The sequence below is a fragment of the Pseudarthrobacter sp. CCNWLW217 genome (assembly GCF_037203985.1).
In the GTDB taxonomy this organism is placed as follows: Bacteria; Actinomycetota; Actinomycetes; order Actinomycetales; family Micrococcaceae; genus Arthrobacter.
This window is the reverse complement of sequence record NZ_JBBCBT010000001.1, coordinates 147,013-171,193: the sequence shown is the minus strand read 5'-3', so window position 1 is coordinate 171,193 and position 24,181 is coordinate 147,013. Positions and strand designations below refer to the sequence as shown.

General features: G+C 64.1%; 22 protein-coding genes. 6 read left to right on the top strand and 16 right to left on the bottom strand.

Annotated elements, in window-relative coordinates; translation table 11 throughout:
• Positions 1 to 19 precede the first annotated feature (19 nt).
• On the bottom strand, positions 20 to 748 hold the full coding sequence (locus V9L18_RS00800; protein WP_337345269.1) for a TetR/AcrR family transcriptional regulator: 729 nt from the start codon (positions 746 to 748) through the stop codon (positions 20 to 22).
• Between the two features lie 106 nt (positions 749 to 854).
• On the opposite strand from V9L18_RS00800, the gene V9L18_RS00795 reads away from it, so the two are divergent.
• Both V9L18_RS00795 and V9L18_RS00790 read left to right on the top strand, forming a co-directional pair.
• Positions 855 to 1,622 (top strand): DUF2306 domain-containing protein, encoded by a 768-nt coding sequence (locus V9L18_RS00795; protein WP_337345268.1) that lies wholly within the window; start codon positions 855 to 857, stop codon positions 1,620 to 1,622.
• The gene (locus V9L18_RS00790) at positions 1,568 to 1,819 is read left to right on the top strand and encodes an MmyB family transcriptional regulator (protein WP_337345610.1); all 252 of its coding nucleotides are present in this window, start codon (positions 1,568 to 1,570) and stop codon (positions 1,817 to 1,819) included. Before V9L18_RS00795 ends, V9L18_RS00790 begins: the two co-directional genes overlap by 55 nt.
• Positions 1,820 to 1,832: 13 nt before the next feature.
• On the opposite strand, the gene V9L18_RS00785 is transcribed toward V9L18_RS00790, so the two are convergent.
• The 8 genes from V9L18_RS00785 to V9L18_RS00750 all read right to left on the bottom strand — a co-directional run bounded on the left by V9L18_RS00785 (position 1,833) and on the right by V9L18_RS00750 (position 9,716).
• Positions 1,833 to 2,171 carry a hypothetical protein gene (locus V9L18_RS00785; protein WP_337345267.1) on the bottom strand — a complete coding sequence of 113 codons (339 nt, stop codon included), beginning with the start codon at positions 2,169 to 2,171 and terminating at the stop codon, positions 1,833 to 1,835.
• Between the two features lie 252 nt (positions 2,172 to 2,423).
• Positions 2,424 to 2,645, bottom strand: coding sequence for a helix-turn-helix domain-containing protein (locus tag V9L18_RS00780; protein ID WP_337345266.1), 222 nt, complete (start codon positions 2,643 to 2,645; stop codon positions 2,424 to 2,426).
• Positions 2,645 to 3,283 carry a hypothetical protein gene (locus tag V9L18_RS00775; RefSeq protein WP_337345265.1) on the bottom strand — a complete coding sequence of 213 codons (639 nt, stop codon included), beginning with the start codon at positions 3,281 to 3,283 and terminating at the stop codon, positions 2,645 to 2,647. The genes V9L18_RS00780 and V9L18_RS00775 overlap by 1 nt, the downstream gene beginning before the upstream one ends.
• A 175-nt stretch (positions 3,284 to 3,458) precedes the next feature.
• On the bottom strand, positions 3,459 to 4,967 hold the full coding sequence (locus V9L18_RS00770; protein ID WP_337345264.1) for a glycoside hydrolase family 32 protein: 1,509 nt from the start codon (positions 4,965 to 4,967) through the stop codon (positions 3,459 to 3,461).
• Between the two features lie 103 nt (positions 4,968 to 5,070).
• Complete coding sequence (locus tag V9L18_RS00765; RefSeq protein ID WP_337345263.1) at positions 5,071 to 6,675, bottom strand: ABC transporter substrate-binding protein; 1,605 nt, start codon at positions 6,673 to 6,675, stop codon at positions 5,071 to 5,073.
• Positions 6,676 to 6,734: 59 nt separating this feature from the next.
• Positions 6,735 to 7,694, bottom strand: a complete 960-nt coding sequence (locus V9L18_RS00760; protein WP_337345262.1) for a carbohydrate ABC transporter permease — start codon at positions 7,692 to 7,694, stop codon at positions 6,735 to 6,737.
• A gap of 7 nt (positions 7,695 to 7,701) precedes the next feature.
• Positions 7,702 to 8,676 carry an ABC transporter permease gene (locus V9L18_RS00755; protein WP_337345261.1) on the bottom strand — a complete coding sequence of 325 codons (975 nt, stop codon included), beginning with the start codon at positions 8,674 to 8,676 and terminating at the stop codon, positions 7,702 to 7,704.
• On the bottom strand, positions 8,673 to 9,716 hold the full coding sequence (locus V9L18_RS00750) for a LacI family DNA-binding transcriptional regulator (protein ID WP_337345260.1): 1,044 nt from the start codon (positions 9,714 to 9,716) through the stop codon (positions 8,673 to 8,675). Before V9L18_RS00750 ends, V9L18_RS00755 begins: the two co-directional genes overlap by 4 nt.
• Positions 9,717 to 10,067: 351 nt before the next feature.
• Here V9L18_RS00750 and rsgA point away from each other — a divergent pair, with 351 nt between their 5' ends.
• Positions 10,068 to 11,252: a ribosome small subunit-dependent GTPase A gene (gene rsgA, locus V9L18_RS00745; protein ID WP_443197916.1), complete on the top strand. Its 1,185-nt coding sequence runs from the start codon at positions 10,068 to 10,070 to the stop codon at positions 11,250 to 11,252.
• A 156-nt stretch (positions 11,253 to 11,408) separates the two neighbouring features.
• Complete coding sequence (locus V9L18_RS00740; RefSeq protein ID WP_337345259.1) at positions 11,409 to 12,428, top strand: LacI family DNA-binding transcriptional regulator; 1,020 nt, start codon at positions 11,409 to 11,411, stop codon at positions 12,426 to 12,428.
• A 180-nt stretch (positions 12,429 to 12,608) separates the two neighbouring features.
• On the opposite strand, the gene V9L18_RS00735 is transcribed toward V9L18_RS00740, so the two are convergent.
• From V9L18_RS00735 to V9L18_RS00705, 7 genes are all read right to left on the bottom strand, one after another.
• Positions 12,609 to 13,652 carry an arabinan endo-1,5-alpha-L-arabinosidase gene (locus V9L18_RS00735; protein ID WP_337345608.1) on the bottom strand — a complete coding sequence of 348 codons (1,044 nt, stop codon included), beginning with the start codon at positions 13,650 to 13,652 and terminating at the stop codon, positions 12,609 to 12,611.
• 1 nt (position 13,653) lies between these two features.
• Positions 13,654 to 15,198 carry an arabinosylfuranosidase ArfA gene (gene arfA, locus V9L18_RS00730; protein WP_443197917.1) on the bottom strand — a complete coding sequence of 515 codons (1,545 nt, stop codon included), beginning with the start codon at positions 15,196 to 15,198 and terminating at the stop codon, positions 13,654 to 13,656.
• Positions 15,199 to 15,268: 70 nt separating this feature from the next.
• A complete protein-coding gene (locus V9L18_RS00725) occupies positions 15,269 to 15,988 on the bottom strand; it encodes a YesL family protein (RefSeq protein ID WP_337345258.1) in 720 nt (239 codons plus the stop codon).
• Complete coding sequence (locus V9L18_RS00720; RefSeq protein ID WP_337345257.1) at positions 15,985 to 17,331, bottom strand: arabinan endo-1,5-alpha-L-arabinosidase; 1,347 nt, start codon at positions 17,329 to 17,331, stop codon at positions 15,985 to 15,987. The genes V9L18_RS00725 and V9L18_RS00720 overlap by 4 nt, the downstream gene beginning before the upstream one ends.
• Before the next feature lie 4 nt (positions 17,332 to 17,335).
• A complete protein-coding gene (locus V9L18_RS00715) occupies positions 17,336 to 18,283 on the bottom strand; it encodes a carbohydrate ABC transporter permease (RefSeq protein ID WP_337345256.1) in 948 nt (315 codons plus the stop codon).
• A gap of 11 nt (positions 18,284 to 18,294) precedes the next feature.
• Positions 18,295 to 19,200 carry a carbohydrate ABC transporter permease gene (locus tag V9L18_RS00710; RefSeq protein ID WP_337345255.1) on the bottom strand — a complete coding sequence of 302 codons (906 nt, stop codon included), beginning with the start codon at positions 19,198 to 19,200 and terminating at the stop codon, positions 18,295 to 18,297.
• Between the two features lie 112 nt (positions 19,201 to 19,312).
• Positions 19,313 to 20,644: an ABC transporter substrate-binding protein gene (locus V9L18_RS00705; RefSeq protein ID WP_337345254.1), complete on the bottom strand. Its 1,332-nt coding sequence runs from the start codon at positions 20,642 to 20,644 to the stop codon at positions 19,313 to 19,315.
• Positions 20,645 to 20,952: 308 nt separating this feature from the next.
• Between V9L18_RS00705 and V9L18_RS00700 the strand changes: the two genes are divergently transcribed.
• A complete protein-coding gene (locus V9L18_RS00700; RefSeq protein ID WP_337345253.1) occupies positions 20,953 to 22,440 on the top strand; it encodes an arabinan endo-1,5-alpha-L-arabinosidase in 1,488 nt (495 codons plus the stop codon).
• A gap of 183 nt (positions 22,441 to 22,623) precedes the next feature.
• Positions 22,624 to 24,180 (top strand): ABC transporter substrate-binding protein, encoded by a 1,557-nt coding sequence (locus V9L18_RS00695; protein WP_337345252.1) that lies wholly within the window; start codon positions 22,624 to 22,626, stop codon positions 24,178 to 24,180.
• Position 24,181 lies beyond the last annotated feature (1 nt).

The window sequence follows — 24,181 nt, the reverse complement described above, 5'->3', positions numbered from 1 at the left end:
GTTGCCTCGGCCGCGCTGATTAATTCCCACCCCGCTTCTGGGCCGCTGAACTCCACTCCAGCCGCTGCAGGCGTTCAAAGCCGTCCAGCATCAGGTCGAGGGCGAACTCGAACTCAAACTGGTCGTCGCAGCCGTAGCTGACCACGGAGCCGTCGTCGTGTTGGGCCGCAGTGGCGACCTGGAGGATGTTCGGATACCGTTCCGCCATCTCCTGAACCATGCCGGCCTGCGCTTCGGGAGGTACCGCAGCCTCCGCGCCGCGGCCGGCGGCGGCGTCGTCGAACAGTTCCTGGGTGAAGCCCCACATCCGGCTCCCCAGCGCGTGCATCACGTGATGAGTGAGATCAACGGAGAAGCCTCCGGCCAGGAACATCCCGATGACTTCATCCGTGTACGTGAGGACCGCGGGGGTTCGATTGGTGCGGGTCTCCAGCGCGTGACGCGCCCAAGGATGCCGCAACAGCGCCTGGCGGGCGGAGAGCACGCGAAGCCGAACGGCGTCCTTCCAGCCTGCATCGGCGGCGACGGGGGCGATCTCGTCGATAACGGCGTCCACCATGCCGTCAAGGAGTTCATCCTTGTTGGCGACGTGTTTGTACAGCGCCATCGGCACCACGCCGAGGTCCTCGGCGAGCCGGCGCATGCTCAGCGCATCGAGGCCCGCCTTGTCGGCGAGCGCGACGGCGGCCTCCAGCACGCGGCCCCTGTTCAGTGGGATCCGGCGCGAGGTTTCCAGCTGCTGGGTCATCCGGACCACCCTTCCTTACACGTTTTCCCTTGACAAGTGTACGCCGTACACCTACCGTTGGGCGCATTGGGTGTACGCCGTACACCATAGATTCAGAGGAACCGAAATGACGACGTTATTTTCGCCCGCCACTCCGACGACACGACGACGCCGGGCGCAGTGGCCCGTGCCCGTCGGGCTGATCCTCCTCAGCCTCATCCCGGTTGCCGCCGGCGCCGTACGGCTGACGGAACTGACCGGCGGTGCCGCCATTACACCCCAGAACGCCCGGTTTTTCGCTTCCCCCGTCCCGGTCGTGGTCCACATCATCAGCGTGACGGTCTACAGCCTCCTCGGCGCCTTCCAGTTCGTTCCCTCCCTTCGGGGCAAGCGCGGGTGGCATCGCACTGCGGGACTTATCCTGATCCCCGCCGGACTGCTAACGGCCCTGACCGGCCTGTGGATGTCCGCCTTTTATCCGCTTCCCGACGGCGACACGGACGTTCCGCTGCGCCTTCTCTTCGGCTCCGCGATGCTGGTAAGCATGGTGATGGGCGTCCTCGCGATCCGCAGGAGGGACTTCGTCCGGCACAGTGTATGGATGACGCGTGCCTACGCCATTGCCCTGGGGGCCGGCACGCAGGCGCTGGTCATCGCCCCGTGGATCCTGCTGGTGGGTCCGCCCAGTGAACTGATCCGGGCGCTGCTCATGGGACTGGCCTGGGTGATCAACCTGGTGGTGGCCGAATACGTCATCCACCGCAGGGCTAGGACTGCCGGACCTCAACGGGCGCCGCTCCGGGGGCGGACTGCGAGCAGGTTGCGAACGACGTCGTCGCCATCCTCCGCAGCCATGCCGGCCGTCGCCCGCACCACAAAAGCCTCACGGACCTGATCGGCGAACTCGCCACCCGCAGCGACGAATTCCGCAAGCGCTGGGCCAAGCACAACGTCCCGGTTCCACCGGACCGGCACCAAGCGGCTGAACCATCCGGTGGTCGGCGAGCCGGAGCTCAGCTACGAGCGCCTCAAACTGCTCGCCAGCTGGGCGGCGACTCCTGCAAACGAGCTGCCGTGTCGCTTTCGGGCTGAGTCCGCCAAAGGGCTACTGGCAGAGCTGGGAGAAAGTGGTTCCGGCCTTCTGGTAGGCCTCCTGCATCCCCGCGAGCTTTCCCTCGTCCGGGCTCTCCTTGGCAGACTCGTCCGTGTAGTCGAGAATCGCCTGCACGGACGGCTTGAGGTCATCCGATGCCCCGTTCAGGATGGGACGCAGGCGGTTGCCGAGGATGATCATTCCGGTCTTGCCGGCGTTGGCGCTGGTGTCCGAACCAACGATCCTGATCCGTTCGCAGGTCTGTTCGGTGGTCAGCTGCGTCGGTGCGGCACAAGCGGAAGCAGAGACGAGGAGCGCAGCGGCGAGCACGGCCGTGGTGAGTTTCTTCATGGTTCCCTTGATAGGTGGCTTACATCGATTGTAAGCAGAAGCTACGGGCCAGCGGGCACATAAAGTGGACCGGACTGGACCACGCGACCGTGGTGGCCGTGTCCGGGTCAACCGCAAGCGATCGAGCGGACCATGCTCGGTCTGGAGTTCGCACTGGTCCAAAGCGGAAGAGGAATTGAGGCGTTCGCTTCAGGGTCTTCTGCATCTGTAGATGTGTCCGTCATCATTTCATCCTTTTTATGCAGCTCGCCATCAGAGTTCCGTGACCAGCAGTTCCCCTACCTCACAGTCCAGGACCTGGCAGATGGCTGTCAGCGTGGAGAACCTGATCGCCTTCGCCCGGTCATTCTTCAGCACGGACAGGTTCACTAGACTCACTCCAACGCGCCTGCTCAGTTCGGTCAGCGTCATTCCGCGCTGCTCCAGCAACTCGTCGAGCCGGCAGTGAATGCCCGTGGAATCTTCCGCTGGCATCAGACCAGGCCCTCGGTGTCTTTCTGCAGGCGGCCGCCGAACTGGAAGACCGCGGCGACCAGGATCAGCACAATCCCGGCCATGAGCGGCCCAACGTTGAAATTTGCGCTGAAGATGATGCTTTCCCCAGCGCCGCCCTGGTTCGCGCCGATAGCCTGGGCCACCCGGTGCCGGCCGGCGGAGTCAAGACCCTGGCCAAGCGTGCCGGCCACGGCCAGTACCACGCCGCATGCTCCGATGATCCACACGGAGCCGGCCGTGAACAGATTCTCGCCCCGAAGCCGGAATGCGAGCACGAACAGCAGGACAAGGACGGCCAGGATACCGACGAGGTTCAGAACCCCCGCCCACGCCAGGAGGGTGGCCTCGGTGAGGGGCAGCGCAGGGATGGTGGCTTCGATGGAGGCGAAATGTGCTTCCGCTCCGAGGCGCAGCCCGGTGGCGGCCTGGTGCGTGGTGGCCAGGGGAAGGGTCAGCGTCACAGGGCCAGCAAAGTAGGCCATGATGTTGGAGACGCCCGCAGCAGTAGTGGCAATGGCAGCGACGGCGGCTGCGATCATCACCCATAGAGCCTCGGCCCTGGACACCACTTTCTTGGTGCTTGGCGTTATTTGGGCGTCGCCCATGGCCTCGTTCATGATTTCCCCCAATAAGTTATTGACTATCGATAATATCGATAAGCGATAACCTAGTGCGCGCAGGGCTCGGAGGTCAAGGGCACGTTATGACGGCCGCCCCGCTCCAAGTCCCTGATGCGCGGCATATTTGGCGGCATCCGGGCCTGCATCGGATGCCCTCAGCTGGAGTGCAGGTTCACGCGTATTGGGCGATGTCCAGGCTTTCGACGGTGGCAGTACCGCCGAGGGCGTAGATGGCGACGTCGGTGCTCGACGGTGCGGGGAAGATCAGTTCCGTCATGGTGACCTGGCCTTCCTCGGCGAAGACTTCGAGGGAGCAGCGGTCCACGAAGATGGTGAGCCGGTAGGAACCCTCGATCGCCCTGATGGGGGCAGTGTCGATGGACGGGAAGGATTCGTGGAAGCTGGTGTTTCCGGATGTCCGACGGTCGACATGGAGCGTGCCTTGCGCCGGCCGGATGCCGATGCGTGTTCCGTGGGCACCGTTGGCGCGGACGATCAGCCCGAATTCCTCCGCGCTTCCGGGTGTGAAGGTCAGATCGATCCGCTGGACGGCGCCGGCCGCCCCGTCAAGGACGCGCGTGCAATCGGAGAGTTCCGCACTTTCCAGCGTGAATGACGGGCCGGCACTGGGAACCGCGGCGAAGTCCCCGGCAGGCTGTTGGATGAGGCGGGGTCTTCCGTCGATGGTGTGGAGGGATATTTCGCGGGCCAGGGTCATGGGGCTGCGCCAGGGCGAGGTGGGGATCTGGTTGGCGTATTCCCAGTTGTTCATCCAGGCGATCATGAGGCGGCGGTTGTCGGGGGCGTCGCTGAACGAGACGGCGGCGTAGTAGTCCCGGCCCCAGTCCAGCCACTGGTACTCGCCCAGCCGGTCGGGGTCCTGGGGGCCCTCGGTGACGGTGGTGGCCGAGGTGAAGGTGGTTCCGTCGAAGTCTCCGACGAAATACTGCCCGGCGGAGCCAGCGTTGGGGCCACCAGGGTTGAGGTTGACGGTGAGGACCCACTGGAGGTTTTCCGGATCGCCGTCGAGGGGCAGGGGAAACAGGTCCGGGCATTCCCAGACACCCCCGGTGGCGTTGGCCGGGCCGAACGTGCTCAGAGGCTCCCAGTTTTTCAGATCAGGGGACTTGTAGAGCACAATTTGGAAGTCCGTGGCTTCCACGGCAACCATGACCCAGTAACTGCCCGCGCCGCCGTCGTACCTGATGACCTTGGGGTCACGGAACTCGGCTGATCCGCGGTTCAGTACCGGGTTCCCAGCGTGTTTCGTCCAGGTGTAGCCGCCGTCGAGGCTGAAGGCGAGCGACTGGGCCTGAAGCCCCTCATGCGCGGAGCCGGACTTGAAGGCGCTGGTGTAGACGGCGACCAGGGGCGGGGCCGAGTCGGTGCCCAGTCCGCTGGTGTTGTCCCGGTCAAAAACGATGCTTCCGGAGAAGATGTCCTCGTGCTCATCGCAGGCGATGGCAACGGAGTGCTCGGTCCAGGTGACCAGGTCCGGGGAAGTGGCGTGGCCCCATGACATGTTTCCCCAGACGTTATCCAGCGGATTGTTCTGGTAGTAGAGGTGGTAGACGCCGTCATGGAAAATCAGGCCGTTGGGGTCATTGAGCCAGGTGTTCCGGGCGGCGTAGTGCATGACCGGGCGGAAGGTGTCGGCTGTCGTGGCGGTCGCGGCAGTCATGGGGGTGGCGTCTCGTTTCTTGTGCGGGTCTGGCTGGGAAACTGGCGGGGTTTCCCCGGGTGGGGTGGGCCGGCAGGTGTGCCGGCCCACCCGTTTGTCGGTGTTAGGAGTTGGTCTTGTAGCGGTCGTAGCCCTGCTGGTAGACCTCGATCATTTTGTCGACGCCGATGTTCTTGAGCTGGGAGATGTAGCCGTCCCATTCCTGCTCGATGCCGCCGGAGACGATCCACTTGGCCATGTTCTGCTTGACCAGGGACGCGGCGTCCGTTTCGATGGTGCCGATCTGCTGGAGTTCCTCGGTGGAGAGCGCCACGGGCGGGTATCCGTCGTTGGCGGCGAAGGGCTTGTAATTCTCTTCTACCGTTTTCTGGCGCTGGGCTGCCCTCGGCTCAGGGGCCACAACGTTCTTGAAGTTCTCTGCGGTGTTGGCTTTCGGGCCGCCCGGGGCGACCTTTTGGCGCCGTTCGCCCTCGCTGGTCCCTGCGGGGGCGGGGATCTGGGTCAGGATGCCACTGGCGTCCTTTTGCAGGGTTTCACCGATCGGTCCCCAGTTGGCCTGGGCTGACTGGATGGGGTCATACAGGTTGTCTGCCCAGCGCATGGTCGCAGCCGGGTATTTATTGGTCCGCGTGATGGCGAAGGCGCCGCGTGCTATTTCCTGGTTGTTGGACTGGCTGACCAGGCGCTTTCCGTCGACACCCTCAAGGGCGGGGACCAGGGAGTAGCTGTTGGCGCGGTCCGCGCCGACCATTTCGGGGATTTCCCACCAGACGAAGGAACCGAGGTTTTCCGTGGCGGCCTTGCCCTTGGCCAGGTAGGCCTTGTCGTCCTGGGAGAAGGACTCGGGATCGATCAGGCCTTCCTTGTACCACTCGTGCAGGGTCTGGATGGCTTTCTTGTAGCCGTCCTGGGTGGGGGTGAAGATGACCTTGTCGTCCTGGACGATGCGATGGTCCATGTTGTCCGGCACTCCGCCGAGGGCGGCGATCAGGTCAACGATGTCCCCGCACCAGGAGCCGGGCATAAAGCTCAACGGGATGGTCTTGCCGGTGCCGGACGCGTCCTGGGTCTTGAATGCCAGCAGAGCGTCGTGGAACTCATCGATGGTTTTCGGCATCGGAATGTTGAGTTTCTTCAGCCAGGTAGTGTTGATGGCCAGTTCGTTGGGGAACTGGACCAGGCCGAGTTCCTCGATGGAGGGCAGGGAGTAGATGTGCCCGTCGGAAGAGGTGATGGCAGCCTTGATATCAGGCCGTTCCGAGAGCAGTTTGGAGAGGTTGGGCGCGTTCTTCTCGATAAGCCCCTCGAGTGGGATGAGGGTGCCGCTGGCTGAGTAGGTGGCTATTTCAGAATCGGTCAGCCCCGAGTTGAAGAAGGCGTCGGGGAGGTCACCGCTGGCGAGGATCAGGTTCTTCTTTTCCTTGAAGACTGTTTCGGGCAGGTTCTCCCAGTTGACGTGGACGTTGGTGGCCTTTTCCCATTCCTTCACCACGGTCATGGTGTTGTAGTCCGGGGCAAGCGCTGACTTCGTGCCGGAGAACGTGAGGTCCAGTGTCTTGCTGACGATCGGGAAGCCTGTTTCCTGGAAACCGAAGTCCGAGGAGGCGTCTTTGATCTCCGTGGTGCCTGAGCCGCCGGAGCAGCCGGTGAACATCAATGTTCCGGCCAGGACGGTGCCGAGGGCGGCGAATTTGCGGCTGAATGCCATGGTCTTTCCTATTCTGAGGTGGGGATACTGCATCTGGGGGTTACTGGTGGGCGGTGCGGTTATTTGACGGCGCCGATCATGGCGCCCTTGGTGAAGTGCTTCTGCATGAATGGCAGGGCAATCATGAGGGGCAGGCTCGAGACGACGATCATGGCGTACTTGGTGAGCTCTGCGATCCGTTGCGCTGCCGCATAGGATTCGATGTCGCCGCCGGTGGTTCCGGCGGAGGAGACATCGGATTGGATGAGGATGTTCCGGAGCACCAGCTGTAGCGGGTACTTGGAGTCGTCATTGAGGAAGATCAGTGCGTCGAAGAACGAGTTCCACTGGGCTACGACGTGAATCATGATCATGAGCATGATCAGTGGTTTGGACAGGGGCAGCACCATCTGGAAGAAGAACTTGAAGTCGGTGGCCCCGTCCATCTGGGCGGCTTCGCGCAGTTCGTTGGGGATGGTGTGTTCGAAGAATGACCTGGCGATGATCAGGTTCCACACGCCCACCGCACCGGGCAGGACCACTGCCCAAACAGTGTCCAGCATCCCCAGGTCCCGGACCACAAGGTACTTGGTGATGAGGCCGCCGTCGAAGAACATGGTGATCACGAACAGGAGCATCAGAAACTTCCGGCCCGGCATGTCCTTGCGGGAGAGTGCGTAGGCCCCGCACAGGATGGTGCTGACGCTGACGGCGGTGCCGAGCACGGTGTAGATGACTGTGTTGCCCAGGCCGTTCCAGATGCGGCTGTCGGCGAAGATCCGTTCGTAGCCCTCGGTGGTCACGCCGGAGGGGAACAGCCAGACCTTGCCTTCATAGACGGCGTTCGGGTCGCTGATGGAGGCGATGACGATGAAGTACAGCGGATACACGACGGCGAGGATGGACAGCAGCAGGACGGTAGTGGCGGCGACGTTGAACGCACGGTCGCCGTACCTGTCCCTCAGCGACTGCTTGGGACGGACCACGCTCATGGTCCGTTTCGGGTTCTCGATGGTCGGGGGGTTGGTTATCAGGGACATGTCGGCCTCACCACAGGGTCGCTTGGTTGGCCCGGCGCGCAATCGTGTTGAACACGAGCAGCAGCGCCAGGTTAAGGAGGGAGTTGAACAGGCCGATGGCGGCCGAGTAGCTGAACTGCGCCTGCTGCAGGCCCGCGTGGTAGACGTAGGTCTGGATGATCTCCGAGGTCGAGAGGTTCAGCGGCGTCTGCATCAGCAGCGCCTTTTCGAAACCGACGTTAAGCAGGTTTCCGATGGCCAGGATGAACAGGATCGTCACCACCGGCATGATGCCCGGCAGGTCGATGTGCCGGATGCGCTGCAGCTTCGAGGCGCCGTCGACCTTGGCCGCATCATGCAGTGCCGGGTCGATGGCGGCCAATGCCGCAAGGTACACGATCATGGAGAAGCCGGCGTTCTGCCAGACATCCGAGATGACGTAGATGGGGCGGAACCACTCTGCGGAGCCCATGAAGAAGATCGGTTCACCGCCGCCGAGTTGGATCGCATTGTTCACGAGACCAGACCTGGGCGAGAGGACCACGAACATGATGCCCACCACCACGACGGTGGAGATGAAAGCAGGCGAATACAGCACTGTCTGGGTGAACTTCTTAAACCTCTCGCTCTGGAGCTGGTTGACCAGCAACGCGAGGATGATCGGGATCGGGAAGGCCACCAGCAGGCCGAGAACTGCGATCCACAACGTGTTACCTACGACCTGGCCGAACTGGTAGGAGTTCATGAACCTGATGAAGTGCGTCAGGCCCACCCAGGGGCTGTCGGTGAACCCGTCCACCGGGTTGTAGTTCTTGAATGCGATCTGAACGCCGTACATCGGCCAGTACTTGAAGACCAGGATATAGACGATCGCCGGGGCAAGTAATACGTATAACTGCCAGGCACGGGAAATCCTCTTCAGGCGGAGCGAAAGAGAATTTTTTCGTTGCGGCAACGGTGCCGCAACAGGACGCCCGCGTCGGGCCGGGATGGTGCGGCTCATGGCATCTCCTTAGGATGAGTCACTGAATTCCGTTCAATCAGAGGGCAGTCCATTAGCTCGACCCGGCCGTCGGGTTCCGCATCCTGGAGTATCAGATCAACCGCACGACGGCCCATGGCGACGAACGGCAATTCAAAGGTGGTCAATCCCGGGCGAAGGTGCGGCGCGATGGTCGTCTGGTTGTCAAACCCGACTATAGAGACGTCCCCGGGGACAGATAGGCGCAGGTCCGACACCGCCTGGTAGGCACCCCAGGCGCCGCGGTCATTGGCGCAGAAAATCGCTGTGGGCGGGTTTTGGGAAGTGAGCAGCTCCATCGCGTATTTGTAGCCATGCACCTCACCGCCCTGACCGAACCGGACCAGGCCCGGATCAACGTCCAGCCCCGCGTCCATAAGTGCCGCGCAGTATCCCTCATATCGGCCAACAGCAGCAGGCAGCCCACTTTCGAGGGTTTCGATATTGATCATCCCCACGTGGGTGTGACCAGCTTTGAGCAGCCGGCTGGTGGCCGCATATCCGCCCTTGACTTCGTCCGGTGCGACACTCGGGACCCGTCCAGCACGGTCCTGGGAGTTCAGCACTACGGATCGAACATCAGCCAGCACCTCCGGGACATCCAGCCGCCGGTGATACATGGCGGCGTAGACCACTCCTGCAACCTTGTAGGAGAGCATCGTGTCCAGGGAAGCAGCCTCGAGCTCCTTGTCGCCCCCGGTATTCACCGTAAGCAGGAGGAGCCCGTCCTCCCATGCCCGCTGCTGGGCACCTTCGATGATGGCTCCGGCAAAAGGAGTGGTAGCCACGGAGTCACCGATGAACCCGATCATGCCGGCCACACCCTCACGGAGAACCTTGGCATGGGCGTTGGTGCGGTAGCCGAGCCGGCGCACGGCATCCCGTACGCGCTTCCGGGTATCCTCGGAAAAGCGTGACCCGGCAGCCGAGTTCAGCACCAGGGACACAGTTGCCTGTGAAACTCCCGCGGCGGCCGCGACGTCATGCATCGTCGGTCCTGACTTGGGCCGTGATCCAGCCATGGGCACCTCCTCGGGCCTTAGGTAATGAGGTAGTTATTCGTATAACTGGGTCAACTGTAGCCTGCATCACACGGACCGTCAATAGATTGGCGACCTGTCGGTCTCCCCCTACCCAACACAACCAGCACCGGGCTACACTCAACAACCGAGAGTCCGTGAAGGAATCCGGACACCGGTAGAGAACGGAGGTGGTTTTGATGACTGTCACAGCCGCGCGCCCAGGGCGCCCCGCACCCATCAAACCAATCACCCCGCTCCCCCGCCTCCGCACCGCCTAGGCGCGCACCACAGGTTCCGGCCGCAGGACTGCCGCCCACCCAGGTGCCTGGGGACTTCTCCCGAGGACTCACCTTGAACAATTCGTCAGGCACCAGCCTGCACAGCTTTGCCGCATCCCTTTCCAGCCACGACTCCAGCCAGGACTCCAGCCACGACGGACCCGAACGTTACGGCTACTCCCCTTCCATCGCCCAGTATTTCGACTCCCACGACCCCGAAACCCAGCATCACCACGAACCCGGACGGGTGGTCCGTGTGGACCGCAACCTGGTCCTCACGGCCGTCGGAAGCGAACTGCTCCACCTGCCCTACCCGCTCGACGCCGGCGTGCCGGTCACGGGCGACTGGGTGTGGATCGGACCCAACCGAGCCGGCGACCGCCAGATCACCGGGATCCTTCCGCGCCGGTCCGAACTCAGCCGCAAGCGTGCCTTTGAAGACTCCTCGGAGGCGCAGGTGCTCGCCGCGAACATGGACGTGGTGGGCGTGGTGGTCCCCGTGGACCGGCCGCTTACCCACAACCGCCTGGAACGCACCCTCGTGGCCGCCTGGGATTCCGGCGCGGTTCCGCTGGTGATCATCACCAAAGCCGATCTGGCGGACGTGGCGGACGACGTCGTCGGCAAAGTCATCCTGCAGGCGGCCGGCGTGGACGTGGTCACCACGTCGGCCGAGAACGGCGATGGTATCGACGCGCTCCTGGCGCACCTGCCGCCGCACGGCACGCTGGTCCTCCTGGGCCCGTCGGGTGCTGGCAAGTCCACCCTCATCAATGCCCTCGTGGGCCACCAAGTGCAGCACACCGGCGAGGTCCGCTCAGGCGACTTCAAGGGCAAGCACACCACCACGTCACGTGAACTCGTGCCGCTGCCCAATGGCGGCGTCCTCATGGACACCCCGGGCGTCCGGGGATTCGGACTGTTCGACGCCGATGAAGGCCTGGGCGAAATGTTCGGCGACGTGGAGGAGCTGGCCAGCCATTGCCGGTTTTCGGACTGCGCCCACCACCGCGAACCGGGCTGCGCCGTGCAGGCTGCCCTGGCGGACGGGACGCTGGACGAACGGCGCTGGCATAGCTACGGGAAACTCCAGCGCGAACTCGCCGCCCTGGCCCGGCGCACCGACGCCGCAGCCCGTCGGGCGTATCAGCGCGAGTGGCACCAGAAGGTAGTGGTGGCCGGGAAATCGCAACGCTCCGCGGAGCGCGACACCTCCGAGCGGCGGGAGGAGCAGCGCTCCAAGCGGAAGCGGCGCTAAACATTCGGCGTTGCTCTATCACTCATGGCTGCCAAACATGCCTGTTAGGAACCGGAAGTGATAGAGCAACGCAGGGAAGGGCCGCTTCGGCGATGCAACGTTGTAAACTATCCTTGACGGGCCGCGTGGCCCAGAACAACACCCGGGGGAGGCAGGATGGCGGCAACGCTGCACGACGTGGCCCGTGTGGCAGGGGTGTCCTTCAAGACCGTCTCCAACGTGATCAACAACCACCCACACGTCCGGGACACTACGCGCGCCAGGGTTGAAAAGGCCATTGAGGAACTTGGCTACCGGCCCAACCTCACAGCCCGCAGCCTCCGCTCGGGGCAGACCGGCGCCATCACCCTGGCACTGCCCCAGTTGAGCCTGCCCTACTTCGCCGAACTGGCCGACGCCGTCATCGAAGCCGCAGCGAAGCACGGCCTGGTGGTGTTGATAGAACAGACCGGCGCGGACCGGAAGCGCGAGCTTGAAGTGATGGCCAGCCCCCGGCTCAAGATGTCCGATGGCCTCATTTTCAGCCCGCTCGCGCTCGGCCAGGAGGACGCGCACCTGATCAAGGCCGAGGTGCCGGTTGTCCTGCTCGGCGAGCGCATCTTCGGCAGCGCGTCCGACCACGTCACCATGCAGAATGTCACTGCCGCCCGGGCTGCCACCGAACACCTGCTGGACCTAGGAAAGAAGCGGATCGCTGTCGTGGGGGCCCACGAGGGGGAAGTGATCGGCTCTGCTGGCCTCCGGCTGCGGGGCTACCGGGATGCCCTCGAGGCCCGGGGCATTCCATACGACGACGGAATCGTGGCCTACGTGGTGGACTGGCACCGGTCCAATGGCGCGGCCGCCATGCATGACCTGTTGGACCGCGGCGCCTCCTTTGATGCCGTCTTTGGTCTCAACGACACCCTGGCCCAGGGCGCCGTGCGCGTCCTGCAGGAGGCGGGCTTCCGCGTCCCGGACGACGTCGCCGTGATCGGTTTCGATGACCTGGACGAAACCCGGTACAGCCTGCCCACATTGAGTACCGTCGATCCCGGCCGTACGGAAATCGCCGAGACCGCCATCCGGATGTTGATGGAGCGGATCAAGGAACCGAACGGCATGCCGCCACGGGAGATCGAGACGGCGTTCCGGATTGTGGCCCGCGAATCGACGGCGGGCGCAAGCCGGGCGTAGGTGGGCAGCGGGAAGGCCTGGAACAGTTCGTCCATGACCTCCGGCCGCCCGGCTGTACGCTCCTGCCCAGTTGCTTTTGGCGGCCCCGCCGGTGAAGCGCTTTCCACGCGCGACACGCCGTGGCGCGGCCTGATTCAGCTGCTTCGGTCGGGAGGAACCGGGGAGGAACGCACGCGGATCCTAGCTCGCCTTGGGCCACCCGTCCTTCCACTCAAGATCGGCCAGCCCCAGCCGGAACGCCCCGTCCAGCTCCTCGGCGTAGTAGTGGAAGGCGAGCGTGTCCCCGGAAACGGACTGGCCGCCCGGCCCCACGCGCCCGCCATCTGTGGCCAACACAGGGGTCCCGCCGCCGTCGAGCAGTTCCTTGCCCTCCGCATCCGCATAGGGGCCGGCAATGCTGTCCGAACGTCCCACCGCGATGTTATACGTGCTTTCCAGGCCCTGGCAGCAGAAGTCCCGAGAGAAGAACAGGTAGTACTGGCCATCATGCGGCAGGATGTAGGGCGCTTCGATGGCGTTCGGCGGGACCTTCCGGTCGGCGATCGTTATCGGATCCGCGGCATCGGCGCGCAGGCCGGTAGGCCATTCGAGCTGCACCAGCTGCAATCCGGTCCAGAAGGATCCAAAAGCCATGAACGGCGTCCCGTTTTCGTCTTCCACGATGCCGGGGTCAATGGCGTTGAAACGCTCCCCCTTGGAGGAGATAACCTGCCCGCGGTCCACCCACTCGTACGCGGGGTCGGCCGGATCCAGCGTGGTGTTCGTGGCCAGCGCGATCACGGACAGGTTCTTTCCAAACGTGGACGCCGAGTAATACAGGTACCAGGTGCCGTCGTGTTCATAGAGTTCCGGCGCCCACAGGTTGTCCACGCCCGGGACCGCGGTTGCCAGCCAGGCCGGTTTTTCCTGCCAGACCTCGCCGGCGTACTCCCACTCCACGCCGTCATCGGAGCGCCGGATCTGGATGTTGCCGTCCGCCACTTGCCCGTTGCCGGTGGAGTAAATGAACCACGGCTCGCCGTCCCCGCCTTTGACCAGCGCGGGGTCGTGTGTGAAGAAGTCGCCAGTGAGTTCGGCGGGCTTCGGCTCAGGCGCCGCGCCCGGAGAGGTGCCGCAGGCCGTCAGGACAAGGACGACGACGGCGGCCAGCACCGCCGCCAGCCGCCGCGCTGTGAATCGAACAACAGGGCGGCCGGCAGCGGAATCACTCGGCTCGGAGCGCACGTCAGCCAAGCGCGACGGCGGACCAGGACACGGGCGGCAGGGTCACCGTCAGCGTGCCCTCCTCAAGGACGGCGCCCTGGAGCTGCTTCAGGCCAACCCGGTTCTGGTCCTGGAGGGTGTTCTTGGCGTAGACGTCCTCGTCATGCAAGGTCACGGCTTCGGTGATCACCGTGGCGTTGAGGTCCGAAACGTTGACGGTTACGTCGATGGACTCGGTCTGGCTGCGGTTCACGAGGAAGAGAGCCGACTGGCCGGCGTCGGCCGTGGCTACGGCGTCCACCAACAGAGCCTCGCCGTAGACCGCCGTCGTGTAGGTGCCGGCCTCGATGCGCGGGCGCAGGACCTCGCCGCGGGCCAGCCGGGAGGTGACGGAGAACGGGAAGAACGTGGTCTGGCGCCAGGTGTCGCCCCCCGGTTCGGTCATGATGGGGGCAATGACGTTGACCAGCTGCGCAAGGGAAGCCGCTGCCACGCGGTCGTGGTTCTTCAGCAGGGTGATCAGCAGGTTGCCGAACACCACGGCGTCGGCGACGGAGTAGGTGTCCTCCAGCTGGCGCGGCGCGTGGGTCCATTCCTCGTTGACCTCGTCGGAGGCCTGGTGCTCGTCCAGGTACCAGATGTTCCACTCGTCGAAGGAGAGCTGGATGGTCTTTTTGCTCTTCAGCTTGTGCTTGACGTGGTCCGCGGTGGCCACCACGGTTTCGATGAAGTACTGCATGTCCAGCGAGGAGGCGAGGTAGGAGCCGAGGTCGCCGTTGCGCTCCTGGTAGTAGGCGTGGCAGGAGATGTAGTCCACGTAGTCGTAGCTGTGCTCCAGGACCACCCGTTCCCATTCGCCGAACGTCGGCATGGAGGATCCTGACGAGCCGCACACCACCAGCTCGAGGTTCTTGTCCGCCGTTTTCATGGCGGACGCGGTGCGGGCAGCGATCTTGCCATAATCCTCGGCGGACATGTGGCCGATCTGCCACGGCCCGTCCATCTCGTTGCCCAGGCACCACATGCGGATGTTGTAGGGGTCCTTGGCACCGTTGGCGATGCGCTGGTCGCTGAGGGCCGTGCCGGAGGGGTGGTTGGTGTATTCCAGCAGGTCAAGGGCAGCTTCGATGCCGCGGGTGCCCAGGTTGACGGCCATCATCAGTTCGGAGCCGGTGAGCTTGCACCAGCGAGCGAACTCGTCCAGGCCCACCTGGTTGGACTCCAGGGAGTGCCAGGCGAGGTCACGCCGGACCGGACGCTCCTCGCGCGGACCCACGCCGTCCTCCCACCGGTAACCGGAGACGAAGTTGCCGCCGGGGTAGCGGATGGTGCTGGAGCCGAGCTCCTTGACGAGTTCGATGACGTCCAGCCGGAAGCCGTCCTCGTTGGCCGTGGGGTGGCCGGGCTCGTAGATGCCGTCGTACACACAGCGGCCCAGGTGCTCCACGAAGGAGCCGAAGATACGGCGGCTGACGGGGGCAACGACGGCGGACCGGTCGATGGTGATGACGGTGGGCGCCACAACAGCCAAGTGGGTCTGTTCAGCAGCAGCGGAGGTGATGGTCACGGTTCTTTCCTGTTCTGTATAACGTTGTAAAAACGGGGGTTGGCGTTTGTAAGGGGCGAACTTGGGATTCTTAGGCGGCGGCCGGCGTGATGGCCTGTGCGGGTTCGGTTTGTCCGGCGGCCGCGACTGTCTCCGCCGCTTCGAACGCCGCCAGCCGGCGCCCCACCAACCAGCCCGACAGGAGCAGCGGAAGGGATGCCCCCACCAACGGCACCAGCACCGGCACTGCGGAGAAGACGACGACGGCGGCCGTCACGGTGGCCAGCAGCGACAGGCTCATCAGGGGCGAGACAAGGGGCAGGACGAGCGCCGTCCGCCACACGCTGGTGACGGTGTCGCGGTAGCGGCTGCACAGGGCCACCGACGTTGCGGCTGCAGCCAGGGTGCCCAGGCCGGCCAGGGCAGCAAGTACCAGCAGGACAGCATGAACCAGCAAAGTCCCATCGGCGCCCACGGACGCCGTCGCTGTTCCGGCGGTAAGGACATTAAGGTAAAGCACGACGCCGGCCAGCCAGAAAATGCTTCCCACCCGGTTTGTGTGCCAGAACTGCGAGCGGTACACGGTCACGAAGTCCCGGACCACGTGACCACCCTGGCTGTCGGCATCTGTTCCGCCCAGGCGCAGGCGGCCCAGGACAGTGGTGGCGGCAACGGCGGCCGGAAAGAGGCCGAACACCATCAGCCCGGCGAGCGTCCCGGCCACAAACAGCACGTTGACCAGCACCAGGCGGGTGGCGAAGGCAAGCCACTGCATCACCCGTCCGGCCCACCCCAACGGAACGTCGTTCATGACGTGCCGCCCTTGGTTCCGCTCCAGGCCACGCCGTGTTGGTCGATTCCGCTAAAGGACAATGCCGGGCGGTTACGGGCCCAGTCCCAGGACCCGAACACCACAGCATCAAGTTCAACAGCCCGCCCTGATCCGTCCTGCACCCCGGCGATAAGCAATCGGGCGGGAGTTGGTGTCCCGCCCGAGACGAGGGGAACAACGCTGGCCAGTTCGGCGGCGACCGCAGGGACAAGTGCCGTTGACCCCGGATCGAACCGGAGCACCTGCCAAGTCCCCGCCACAGGCTCCGGCACGGGCAACGTCTCGGTCTCCCGGCCGGCGAACGGCTGCGGCGAGACTACCGGCCAGCCCGCGAAGTTGAAGAATAGGCGCCGCAACTGCACCACATGCTCGCTGGGGTCGGCCGCGAACCGAACGTGGTGGACCATGAAGTATTCCGGGCTCCCGCCCGGGCCGTCCTGCGTGAGTACCGAGTTGTGGCCAGGGGCAAGCCAGCCCGTGCCGCCGTCGAACTGGTGGCTGCCCAACACCTTGGTGCCCACGGACGCCGGCAGCGCGTCCACATCCGTCATGGCGAGGCCATGGAAGTCACGGTAGGGGCCAGTGATGGAGTCTGCCACGGCCACCCGCACGTTGTAGGTACTGAACAACGAATCGTAGGACGCGAAAAGGACGTACCGGTCATCCTCGGGCCTGCGGAGGATGAACGCACCTTCTACTGCGCCTTCGACGGACTTCGGCCTGCGGGCGATGACGGATCCGAGGTCCGCCTTCACCAGCGGCAGTCCGGAGGTCCGGTCCAGCGGCAGGATGTAAATCCCCGAGAAGAACGAACCGTACGTCAGCCAGGGGGCGCCGTCGGCGTCGAACGTCACTGCGGCATCGATGGCATTCTGGGAGTGCTGCCCCGAGCGGGTGGCCACCACGAGGCCGCGGTCCTGCCAGGGGCCAGCCGGTGAGGGCGCTACAGCCAGCCCGATGGCGGACGTATTGGAGCCGAAGGTTGAGGCGGAGTAGTACATGTGCCAGTCCCCGGACTCCCAGCGGACCACCTCGGGCGCCCAGAGTCCCTGCGCTTGGGACCATTCGGCGGCCGGCCCCGGGACGCCATTCAACGCGGTTCCGGCATATGTCCACTCCACCAGGTCCATGGACGTCCGGATATGTACCCCGGCTGGAATATCTTTCGAGTTGGCCACGGAATCAGTGGAGAACATGTAGTAGGTGCCATCGTCGTCGCGGACCACGGTGGGGTCGTGGGCGTGCCGGGCCCCCCAGGAGGCAGGGTCTGCTGCGGAATCGAAGGCGGGGGCGTCAGCACTGGTGAGATCTGCGGTGGCCATGGCGCTAGCCCTTGGACCCGGACAGGGCGATGGACTCGATGATCTGGCGCTGGAACACAATGAAGACGATCAGCACGGGCAGCAGCGCGATGAACGAGGCGGCCATGATCAAGGGGTAGTCGGTCTGGATGGCGTACTGGGCGTTGAAGTTGGCGATGACCAGCTGCAGGGTCTGCGTGCCAGGGGAGTTCAGGTAGATGATGGGCGCCAGGTAGTCGTTCCACACAGCCATGAACCAGAGGATGAACTGCGCGGCCAGCGCGGGCCGGATGGCGGGCATGATCAACGTCCAGAAGATCTGCAGGTAGGAGGCGCCGTCGATGCGGGCGGCTTCCACGATGGAGTCCGGAACGCTGTTCAGGAACTGTCGCAGGAAGAAGATCATGATGATGTTGCCAAAGAGTCCCGGCACGATCAGCGGCAGCAGGGTGTCCACCCAGCCGATACTGGCGAAGATGGTGAACTGCGGGATCATCAGCGTGGGGAATGGGATCATCAGGCCGGACAGCAGCCCGAGGAACAGGACGTTCTTGAAGGGCATCCGCATTTTGGCGAAGGCAAACGCTGCCAGCGCAGAGGTCAGGGAGCCAACGATGGTTACTGAGCAGGCAACGATCAGGCTGTTCTGGATCCCGCTCAGGAGCGGTCCGGCGGTCCAGATCCGGGCGTAGTTTTCCCATACGAACGGGTCCGGAATCCACTGCGGCGGCAGTTCGAACACGCCGTCCTTGGTCTTCAGGGACGTGGAGAAAGTCCAGGCCAGCGGGGCAATCATGATGATCGCGCCCACGGACAGGATGAGCGTGGTGATGATGTTGCCGAGCTTCAGTGTCGACTTGGCCGAGCGGTGGCCGTTCCTGGCCGGCAGGACGGAGCGGCCGCGTCCGCCGGTAGCCGGGATGGCTTCGGTGGGTTCCAGCGGAGGGGTGCTGATGACGTTCTGTGCGGACATGGCTGCCTGCCTCAATCGATCGAAAACTGGTTGCGGCGGTTGAGCCGGAACTGGATGAAAGTAATGATGAACACCAGCAGTCCCAGGACCACGGACATGGCCGAGGCGTAGCCCATCTGGAGGTTGTCGAACGCCTTTTGCCAGATGTACCAAACGATGGAAGCGGACTCGAACTCGGGGCCGCCGGTGGGGGTCATGATGTTGATCTCCACGAAGATCTGCGAGCCGCCGATGATGGACGTGACGATCAGGAAGAACGTGACCGGACGAACCATCGGGATGGTGATGTGGCGGAACTGCTGCCAGGCGGAGGCGCCGTCGAGGGCTGCTGCCTCGTAGAGGTAGCGCGGCACCGACTGCAGCGCGGCCAGGTACAGCAGCATGGAATACCCCAGCCCCTTCCAGACGGCCATGATGATCAGCGCGGGCTTCACCGTGCCCGTGTCCTGCAGCCAGTTGGGGCCGTCAATGCCGATCAGGCCCAGGCCCTGGTTGATCAGGCCGAAGTCGCCATTGAAAGCCCACTGCCAAAGGATGGCGACGGCGGCAATCGAGGAGATCACGGGCAGGTAGTAGACGGTGCGGAAGAACGTGGTTCCGCGCATCTTGCGGTTCATGGCCAATGCCAGGGCCAGCGAGATGACCAGGCCGATGGGGATGCCGATCATCATGAACAGCGTGTTCCACAGCGACTTCAGGAAGTAGCGGTCCCCGAACATCTTGGTGTAGTTGTCCAGGCCCTTGAAGACCGGGGCGGAGATGCCGTTCCAGTTAGTGAAGGACGCGTAGACGGAGAACAGCAGCGGGAAGAGCGTAAAGAGGAGGAACCCGATCACCGGTATGGCAACAAAGAGCAGGGCGGCCTGGTGTTCCTTCCGGTGAAGCCGCGAGCGTCGCGGGCGCGTGATGGTTGTCATCGCTGGATCCTCTTTGATTCTTAATGGGTGGCGCGCCAAGCGGCACGCAAAGGCTGGTGGATAAGGTGCCGCGGACCCGTTCGGGCAGGGCCGCGGCACCCGGTCTGTCGGGCTAGTTGCCGGCTTGCTGGTTGGCGGCGTCCAGGAATTCCTGCATCCTGGGCTGGGCTTCCTTCAGGTAGTCCGCGGCGGTCTGTTTTCCGTCCAGCACGGGCTGGATGTTGGTGAACAGTTCGTCGTACCACTCGGCGTTGTAGGTGTTGCCGCCCGGGAGGGCGCGGCCGTAGTCCTTGACGATCTCCAGGAACTCGGCCTTGTTGGCGGGCTTGGTGGTGGTATCCGCAGCCCAGGTCTCCGCCATGTCCTTCAGGTTGGGGATCTGGATTCCGGCGTCCACCAGGCTCTGCTGTGCTTCCTTGTTGGCCGTCAGGAATTCGACGAGCTTGACGGCGTCCTCGGGGTGCTTGGTGCTTTCGGAGACCGCGATGCCGAGCGTGCCGATCCAGCTGGCGGTCTTGCCGGATTCACCCGCCGGGTAGGGGATCACGTCCCAGTCGAAGTCCAGCTTCTGGTAGGTGGAGAGGTCCCAGGGGGCGATGGGGAAGAACCCGATTTCGCCCTTCATCCAGCGCTGGTAGGTGTCCAGGGTCTGCGCTTCGGCCACAGAGGGCGTCACGCCGTGGACGTTCTGCAGGTCGGCGAACCATTGGAGGGACTGGGCGAATTCCGGAGTGTCCACGGTGACCTTGGTGCGGTCTTCGTTGAGCCAGTCGCCACCGTTGGACCACACGAACGGCTGCAGGTTCCACTGGACGTTCAGGCCGGTGCCCCACTGGTCCAGGGTGCCATCGCCATTGGTGTCCGCGGTGAGTTTCTTGGCAGCAGCAACGAACTCATCGAAGGTGTAGGGCTTGTCCTTGTCCGGCAGGGGAATGCCTGCCTTTTCCAGCATGGTCTTGTTGTAGCCAAAGGAGAACGGCCCAACATCCTTGGGAAGGGCGTAGATGGAGCCCTCACCCACTCGCTTCCCGTCGTAGCGGTAGCTGTCCACGCCGTATTCCCAGATGTTGTCCAGGTCGATCGTGTCCGAACCCTCCACGTATTCGGTGATGTCCTTGACGATGCCGTTCTGCACGTAGGCCTGGACGTCGCCGGGGCCGATGTAGAACACGTCCGGAACCTGCTTGCCGGCGATGGCGGCCTTCAGTTTGGTGGCGTACTGGTCGGCAGTGGTGACGATGATGTCCACGTCCACGCCGTTCTCCGTTTCAAACTGCTGAACGGCCTTTTCGTAGGCCTTCTTCTCGTCCTCACCCCCGCGGAACATGAAGGTCAGCTTCTTTTCGCCGGTGTCCCCACCGGTGGGGGCGGAGCATCCGCCGAGCATCAGGCCGGCGGCGGTAAAGAGCGCCAGGGTAGCGGCCATGGGACGTGACTTCATCATCACGCAGTCCTTCCGAGTTGGGTTGAGCGATCAAGTTTATTGGCTGGTGCACAGCTTGCCCCGCAGTCCGCAATGGCGGACCCGCATCCGGAGCCATTCATTTGCAACGTTGTAAGAAACCTTCACACAGCCTGTCGGATGCCGTCAAGGGGTGATGCCCAATAAGTTTCCATCCGCCGCCAACTCCCTTGACGCCTGCGGCCACGCGTGGAATATTCTTCGTTACAACGTTGCAATAAAATCCGGCCTCGGCGCATCCCCGACGCCCTAACCCCATTCCCGGACAAACCTTTCGGAAGGACCACGTGATGACGAAGTCACGTTCTTGGGCTGTGCGCGCCGCTGGATTGGCGGCGGTCACAGGCCTCGCCCTCGGGGCGCTGGCATTGCCTCCAGCCACAGCGTCAGCCCCTGCCCAGCCAACAACGAACAGTATCGCCGCACCGGCCTGGGATGCCCCGGCCATCCAGGCAACGGCCATCAAGGCAAAGGCCAGCCAGGAGCTGCCCGCCGATCTCCCCGGCGGCAAATCGGTGGTCGGCGAAACCTCCCCCATCCACGATCCCGCCCTGATCATCGCCGACGACGGCACCTGGTACGTGTACTCCACCGGGCTCCTGAACCGGGAGAACGGCGGAACCATCCAGATCTGGTCTTCGCACGATGAAGGAACCACGTGGGAGTACGCCGGCACGGTCTGGGACCGGATTCCAGCCTGGATCGATGAGCATTTCTCTGACGGCGAGCTCCCAGGCAACCTCTGGGCGCCGGAAATCACCGAACATGACGGCACCTACTACCTGTACTACTCGGCGTCGCGCTTTGGCGGGAACAACTCCCTGACTGCACTGGCCACCAACACCACCCTGGACCCGAGCGATCCCGACTATGAATGGGTGGACCAGGGGTTGGTGGTCTCCTCCCCGGCCACCGGCCTTGACCCGAACAACCCCGGCAAGACGTTCAACGCGATCGACGCCGGGATCATCGAAGACGCCGACGGCCAGCCCTACATGGCGATCGGATCGTTCTGGTACGGCATCTTCCTGGTCCCGCTCGAGTGGCCTACCGGCAAGCCGGTGGAGGGCTGGCAGGCGCAAACCGTGAACATCGCGGACCGCTTTATGCCCGGCAACCCCGTCGAAGCGCCATACATCACTGAACACGACGGCTACTACTACCTGTTTGTCTCCTTCGACTCCTGCTGCCGCGGCGCCGACTCCACTTACAAAGTGGCGGTAGGCCGTTCCACCTCGGTGAAAGGCCCCTATCTGGACAAGGAGGGCCGCGACATGTTCGGCGGCGGCGGGTCGGTGGTGCTCGATTCGCATGGAGCCATCACCGGACCAGGTGGACAGTCGGTCTTTGGCGACTACCTGGCCTTCCACTACTACGACGGCTCCAACGAGGACATCCCCTACTTCCCCACGCTCGGCCTGCAGAAGATCAATTGGGTGGACGGCTGGCCGGAGTTCGACCAGAGCGTGGAACTTCCGGCAGTCCAGAAACAGCCCAAGGCTGCGGCCGTCAAAGCTGGCAAGACGGCCACTTTCACTGCCACCGCCACCGGAACACCCGGGCCGGTGGCGGTATGGGAGGTATCGTCCGACGGCGGCACCACCTGGGAGCGGACGGGAACCCAACCTGCCACCCGGCGGACGGACGAGGGCAGCTACCGGTCCACTCTGGAGTTCACTGCAGTCCCGGAACAGGCCGGACTGCAGGTGCGCGCCATATTCCAGAATGCCCACGGCAAGGTGACCACCGACGCCGTCGGACTTTCCGTCAAGCCGTAACTGCCGCGGAACTGCCCGGAGGGCGGTGCCAGCGGGCCACCGGAATACTGCGGCGCGATATTGGGCGCTGGAGTATTACGGTGGCCCGCCGTGCGGGATTAGCCCTTTCGCGGCAGGCAAGGCTAACCTAAGTAGTCCTCATTTTTCCCCGACGTCCCCTCGGGTCCTGCTAGGCGGTTTTTCGTGCGTCCACTCCACCGATCCCGGATCACCCTGGGCGTTGCCGCCCTCCTGACACTGAGCGGCTGCGGTTTCAGCGGTGGCCAGGCCCAACAGGGCACTGCGACCCCCACGGCCGACACCAACCAGCGGATTGTGGTGGACAACTTCCGCGCGCCCGTGGCCAACTGGGCGCTCGAATCCGATGCCGCGTACGTCCTGTCACTCTCCGGCTGCCTTGAGACGCTGACCAGCTACGACGCCGCCAAGGGCGAAGTGGTTCCCATGCTGGCTACGGAGTGGTCCCAGTCCAGTCCCCTCGACTGGGACTTCACCATCCGCGAAGGCGTGAAATTCCAGGATGGGACAGCCCTGACAGCAGATTCGGTGGCTGGCGCCCTGAACCACGTCCTCGCCGCCACCGTCCCGGCCCGCGCCTTCAACAGCAAAATGGTCAGCGCCGTCACCGCGGTGGACGCCAACACCGTCCGCATCACCACTCCCACCGAGAGCCCGCTGGTCCCGTACCGGCTGGCCAGCGTTAACGCCGGCATCCTTGCCCCGGCCGCGTACGCCGGAGAAAACCTGAATCCGTTCGGGCACTGCACCGGGCCGTTCGTCCCGGCCTCCGAAGTGTCACAGCAGTCCCTGACCCTGGAACGGAATGAGGACTACTGGGGCGGCGACGTGCAGCTCGCCGGCGCCGAGGTCCGCTTCATCACCAACGGTGCCACCCGGGCGGCCCAGGTCCAGACCGGAGAGGCCGACATTTCCCTCTCCATTCCCGTTGCGAGCCTGGCCACACTGGAGAACGCCGACGGCGTGAAGGTCAACAAGGCGGATTCGCCGCGCACGGCCACCCTGTACCTGAACAACGGCAGGGAACCGCTGAACAACGTGGACGTCCGGACCGCTATCCGCGATGCGCTGGACCTCGAGTCGCTGGCGGCCAGCGTGTACGAGGGTGCGGCCCTCCCGGCCAAGGGTGTCTTTGCTCCGTCTGAACCCTGGGCAGGCGACAAGCAGGAAGCCCCGAAACAGGACGTGGACGCCGCGAAGAAGCTGCTGGCCGACGCCGGTTACACCGCGGCCCGGCCGCTGGAGATCATCGCCATCGTGGAGCGGGCGGAGTTCGCCGACGTGGCAGCCGTCATCCAGGAGAACCTGAAGGCCGTGGGCATCCCTGTCAGCATCCAGGCCAAGGAATACGCCGCGGCAGAGCCCGCTGTCCTGGCAGGCAATTACGACATGCTGTTGAGCCAGCGAAACCGCCTGATCGACATCGCCGATCCAATCGGTTTCCTCACCGCCGATTACACCTGCACCGGAGCGTACAACCTCAGCCACTTCTGCGACCCGGAATATGACCGGATCGTGGCCGAAGCAGCCAAGACCGTGGACCCCGACGAGCGCTACAAGCTCTACGCAGACGCCGGAAACATCCTCGCCGAAAAGGCCGTCAACGTGTGGCTGGTCAACGAGCAGGCAACGGATGCGGTCCGCACCAACGTGCTGGGCTACGTGCAGGACCCGCTGTCCCGCTACGTCCTGACCGCCAAGACCGCCAAGTCGGGCTCCTAGG

Excerpts from the sequence above, each read along its gene's own strand:
- V9L18_RS00795 (WP_337345268.1), top strand. The coding sequence starts at position 855 with ATGACGACGTTATTTTCGCCCGCCACTCCGACGACACGACGACGCCGG.
- V9L18_RS00705 (WP_337345254.1), bottom strand. The coding sequence starts at position 20,644 with ATGATGAAGTCACGTCCCATGGCCGCTACCCTGGCGCTCTTTACCGCC.
- V9L18_RS00785 (WP_337345267.1), bottom strand. The coding sequence starts at position 2,171 with ATGAAGAAACTCACCACGGCCGTGCTCGCCGCTGCGCTCCTCGTCTCT.
- V9L18_RS00770 (WP_337345264.1), bottom strand. The coding sequence starts at position 4,967 with ATGACTGCCGCGACCGCCACGACAGCCGACACCTTCCGCCCGGTCATG.
- V9L18_RS00755 (WP_337345261.1), bottom strand. The coding sequence starts at position 8,676 with ATGAGCCGCACCATCCCGGCCCGACGCGGGCGTCCTGTTGCGGCACCG.
- V9L18_RS00765 (WP_337345263.1), bottom strand. The coding sequence starts at position 6,675 with ATGGCATTCAGCCGCAAATTCGCCGCCCTCGGCACCGTCCTGGCCGGA.
- V9L18_RS00715 (WP_337345256.1), bottom strand. The coding sequence starts at position 18,283 with ATGTCCGCACAGAACGTCATCAGCACCCCTCCGCTGGAACCCACCGAA.
- V9L18_RS00760 (WP_337345262.1), bottom strand. The coding sequence starts at position 7,694 with ATGTCCCTGATAACCAACCCCCCGACCATCGAGAACCCGAAACGGACC.
- V9L18_RS00800 (WP_337345269.1), bottom strand. The coding sequence starts at position 748 with ATGACCCAGCAGCTGGAAACCTCGCGCCGGATCCCACTGAACAGGGGC.
- V9L18_RS00725 (WP_337345258.1), bottom strand. The coding sequence starts at position 15,988 with ATGAACGACGTTCCGTTGGGGTGGGCCGGACGGGTGATGCAGTGGCTT.
- V9L18_RS00775 (WP_337345265.1), bottom strand. The coding sequence starts at position 3,283 with ATGAACGAGGCCATGGGCGACGCCCAAATAACGCCAAGCACCAAGAAA.
- V9L18_RS00750 (WP_337345260.1), bottom strand. The coding sequence starts at position 9,716 with ATGGCTGGATCACGGCCCAAGTCAGGACCGACGATGCATGACGTCGCG.
- V9L18_RS00740 (WP_337345259.1), top strand. The coding sequence starts at position 11,409 with ATGGCGGCAACGCTGCACGACGTGGCCCGTGTGGCAGGGGTGTCCTTC.
- V9L18_RS00780 (WP_337345266.1), bottom strand. The coding sequence starts at position 2,645 with ATGCCAGCGGAAGATTCCACGGGCATTCACTGCCGGCTCGACGAGTTG.
- V9L18_RS00700 (WP_337345253.1), top strand. The coding sequence starts at position 20,953 with ATGACGAAGTCACGTTCTTGGGCTGTGCGCGCCGCTGGATTGGCGGCG.
- V9L18_RS00710 (WP_337345255.1), bottom strand. The coding sequence starts at position 19,200 with ATGACAACCATCACGCGCCCGCGACGCTCGCGGCTTCACCGGAAGGAA.
- V9L18_RS00720 (WP_337345257.1), bottom strand. The coding sequence starts at position 17,331 with ATGGCCACCGCAGATCTCACCAGTGCTGACGCCCCCGCCTTCGATTCC.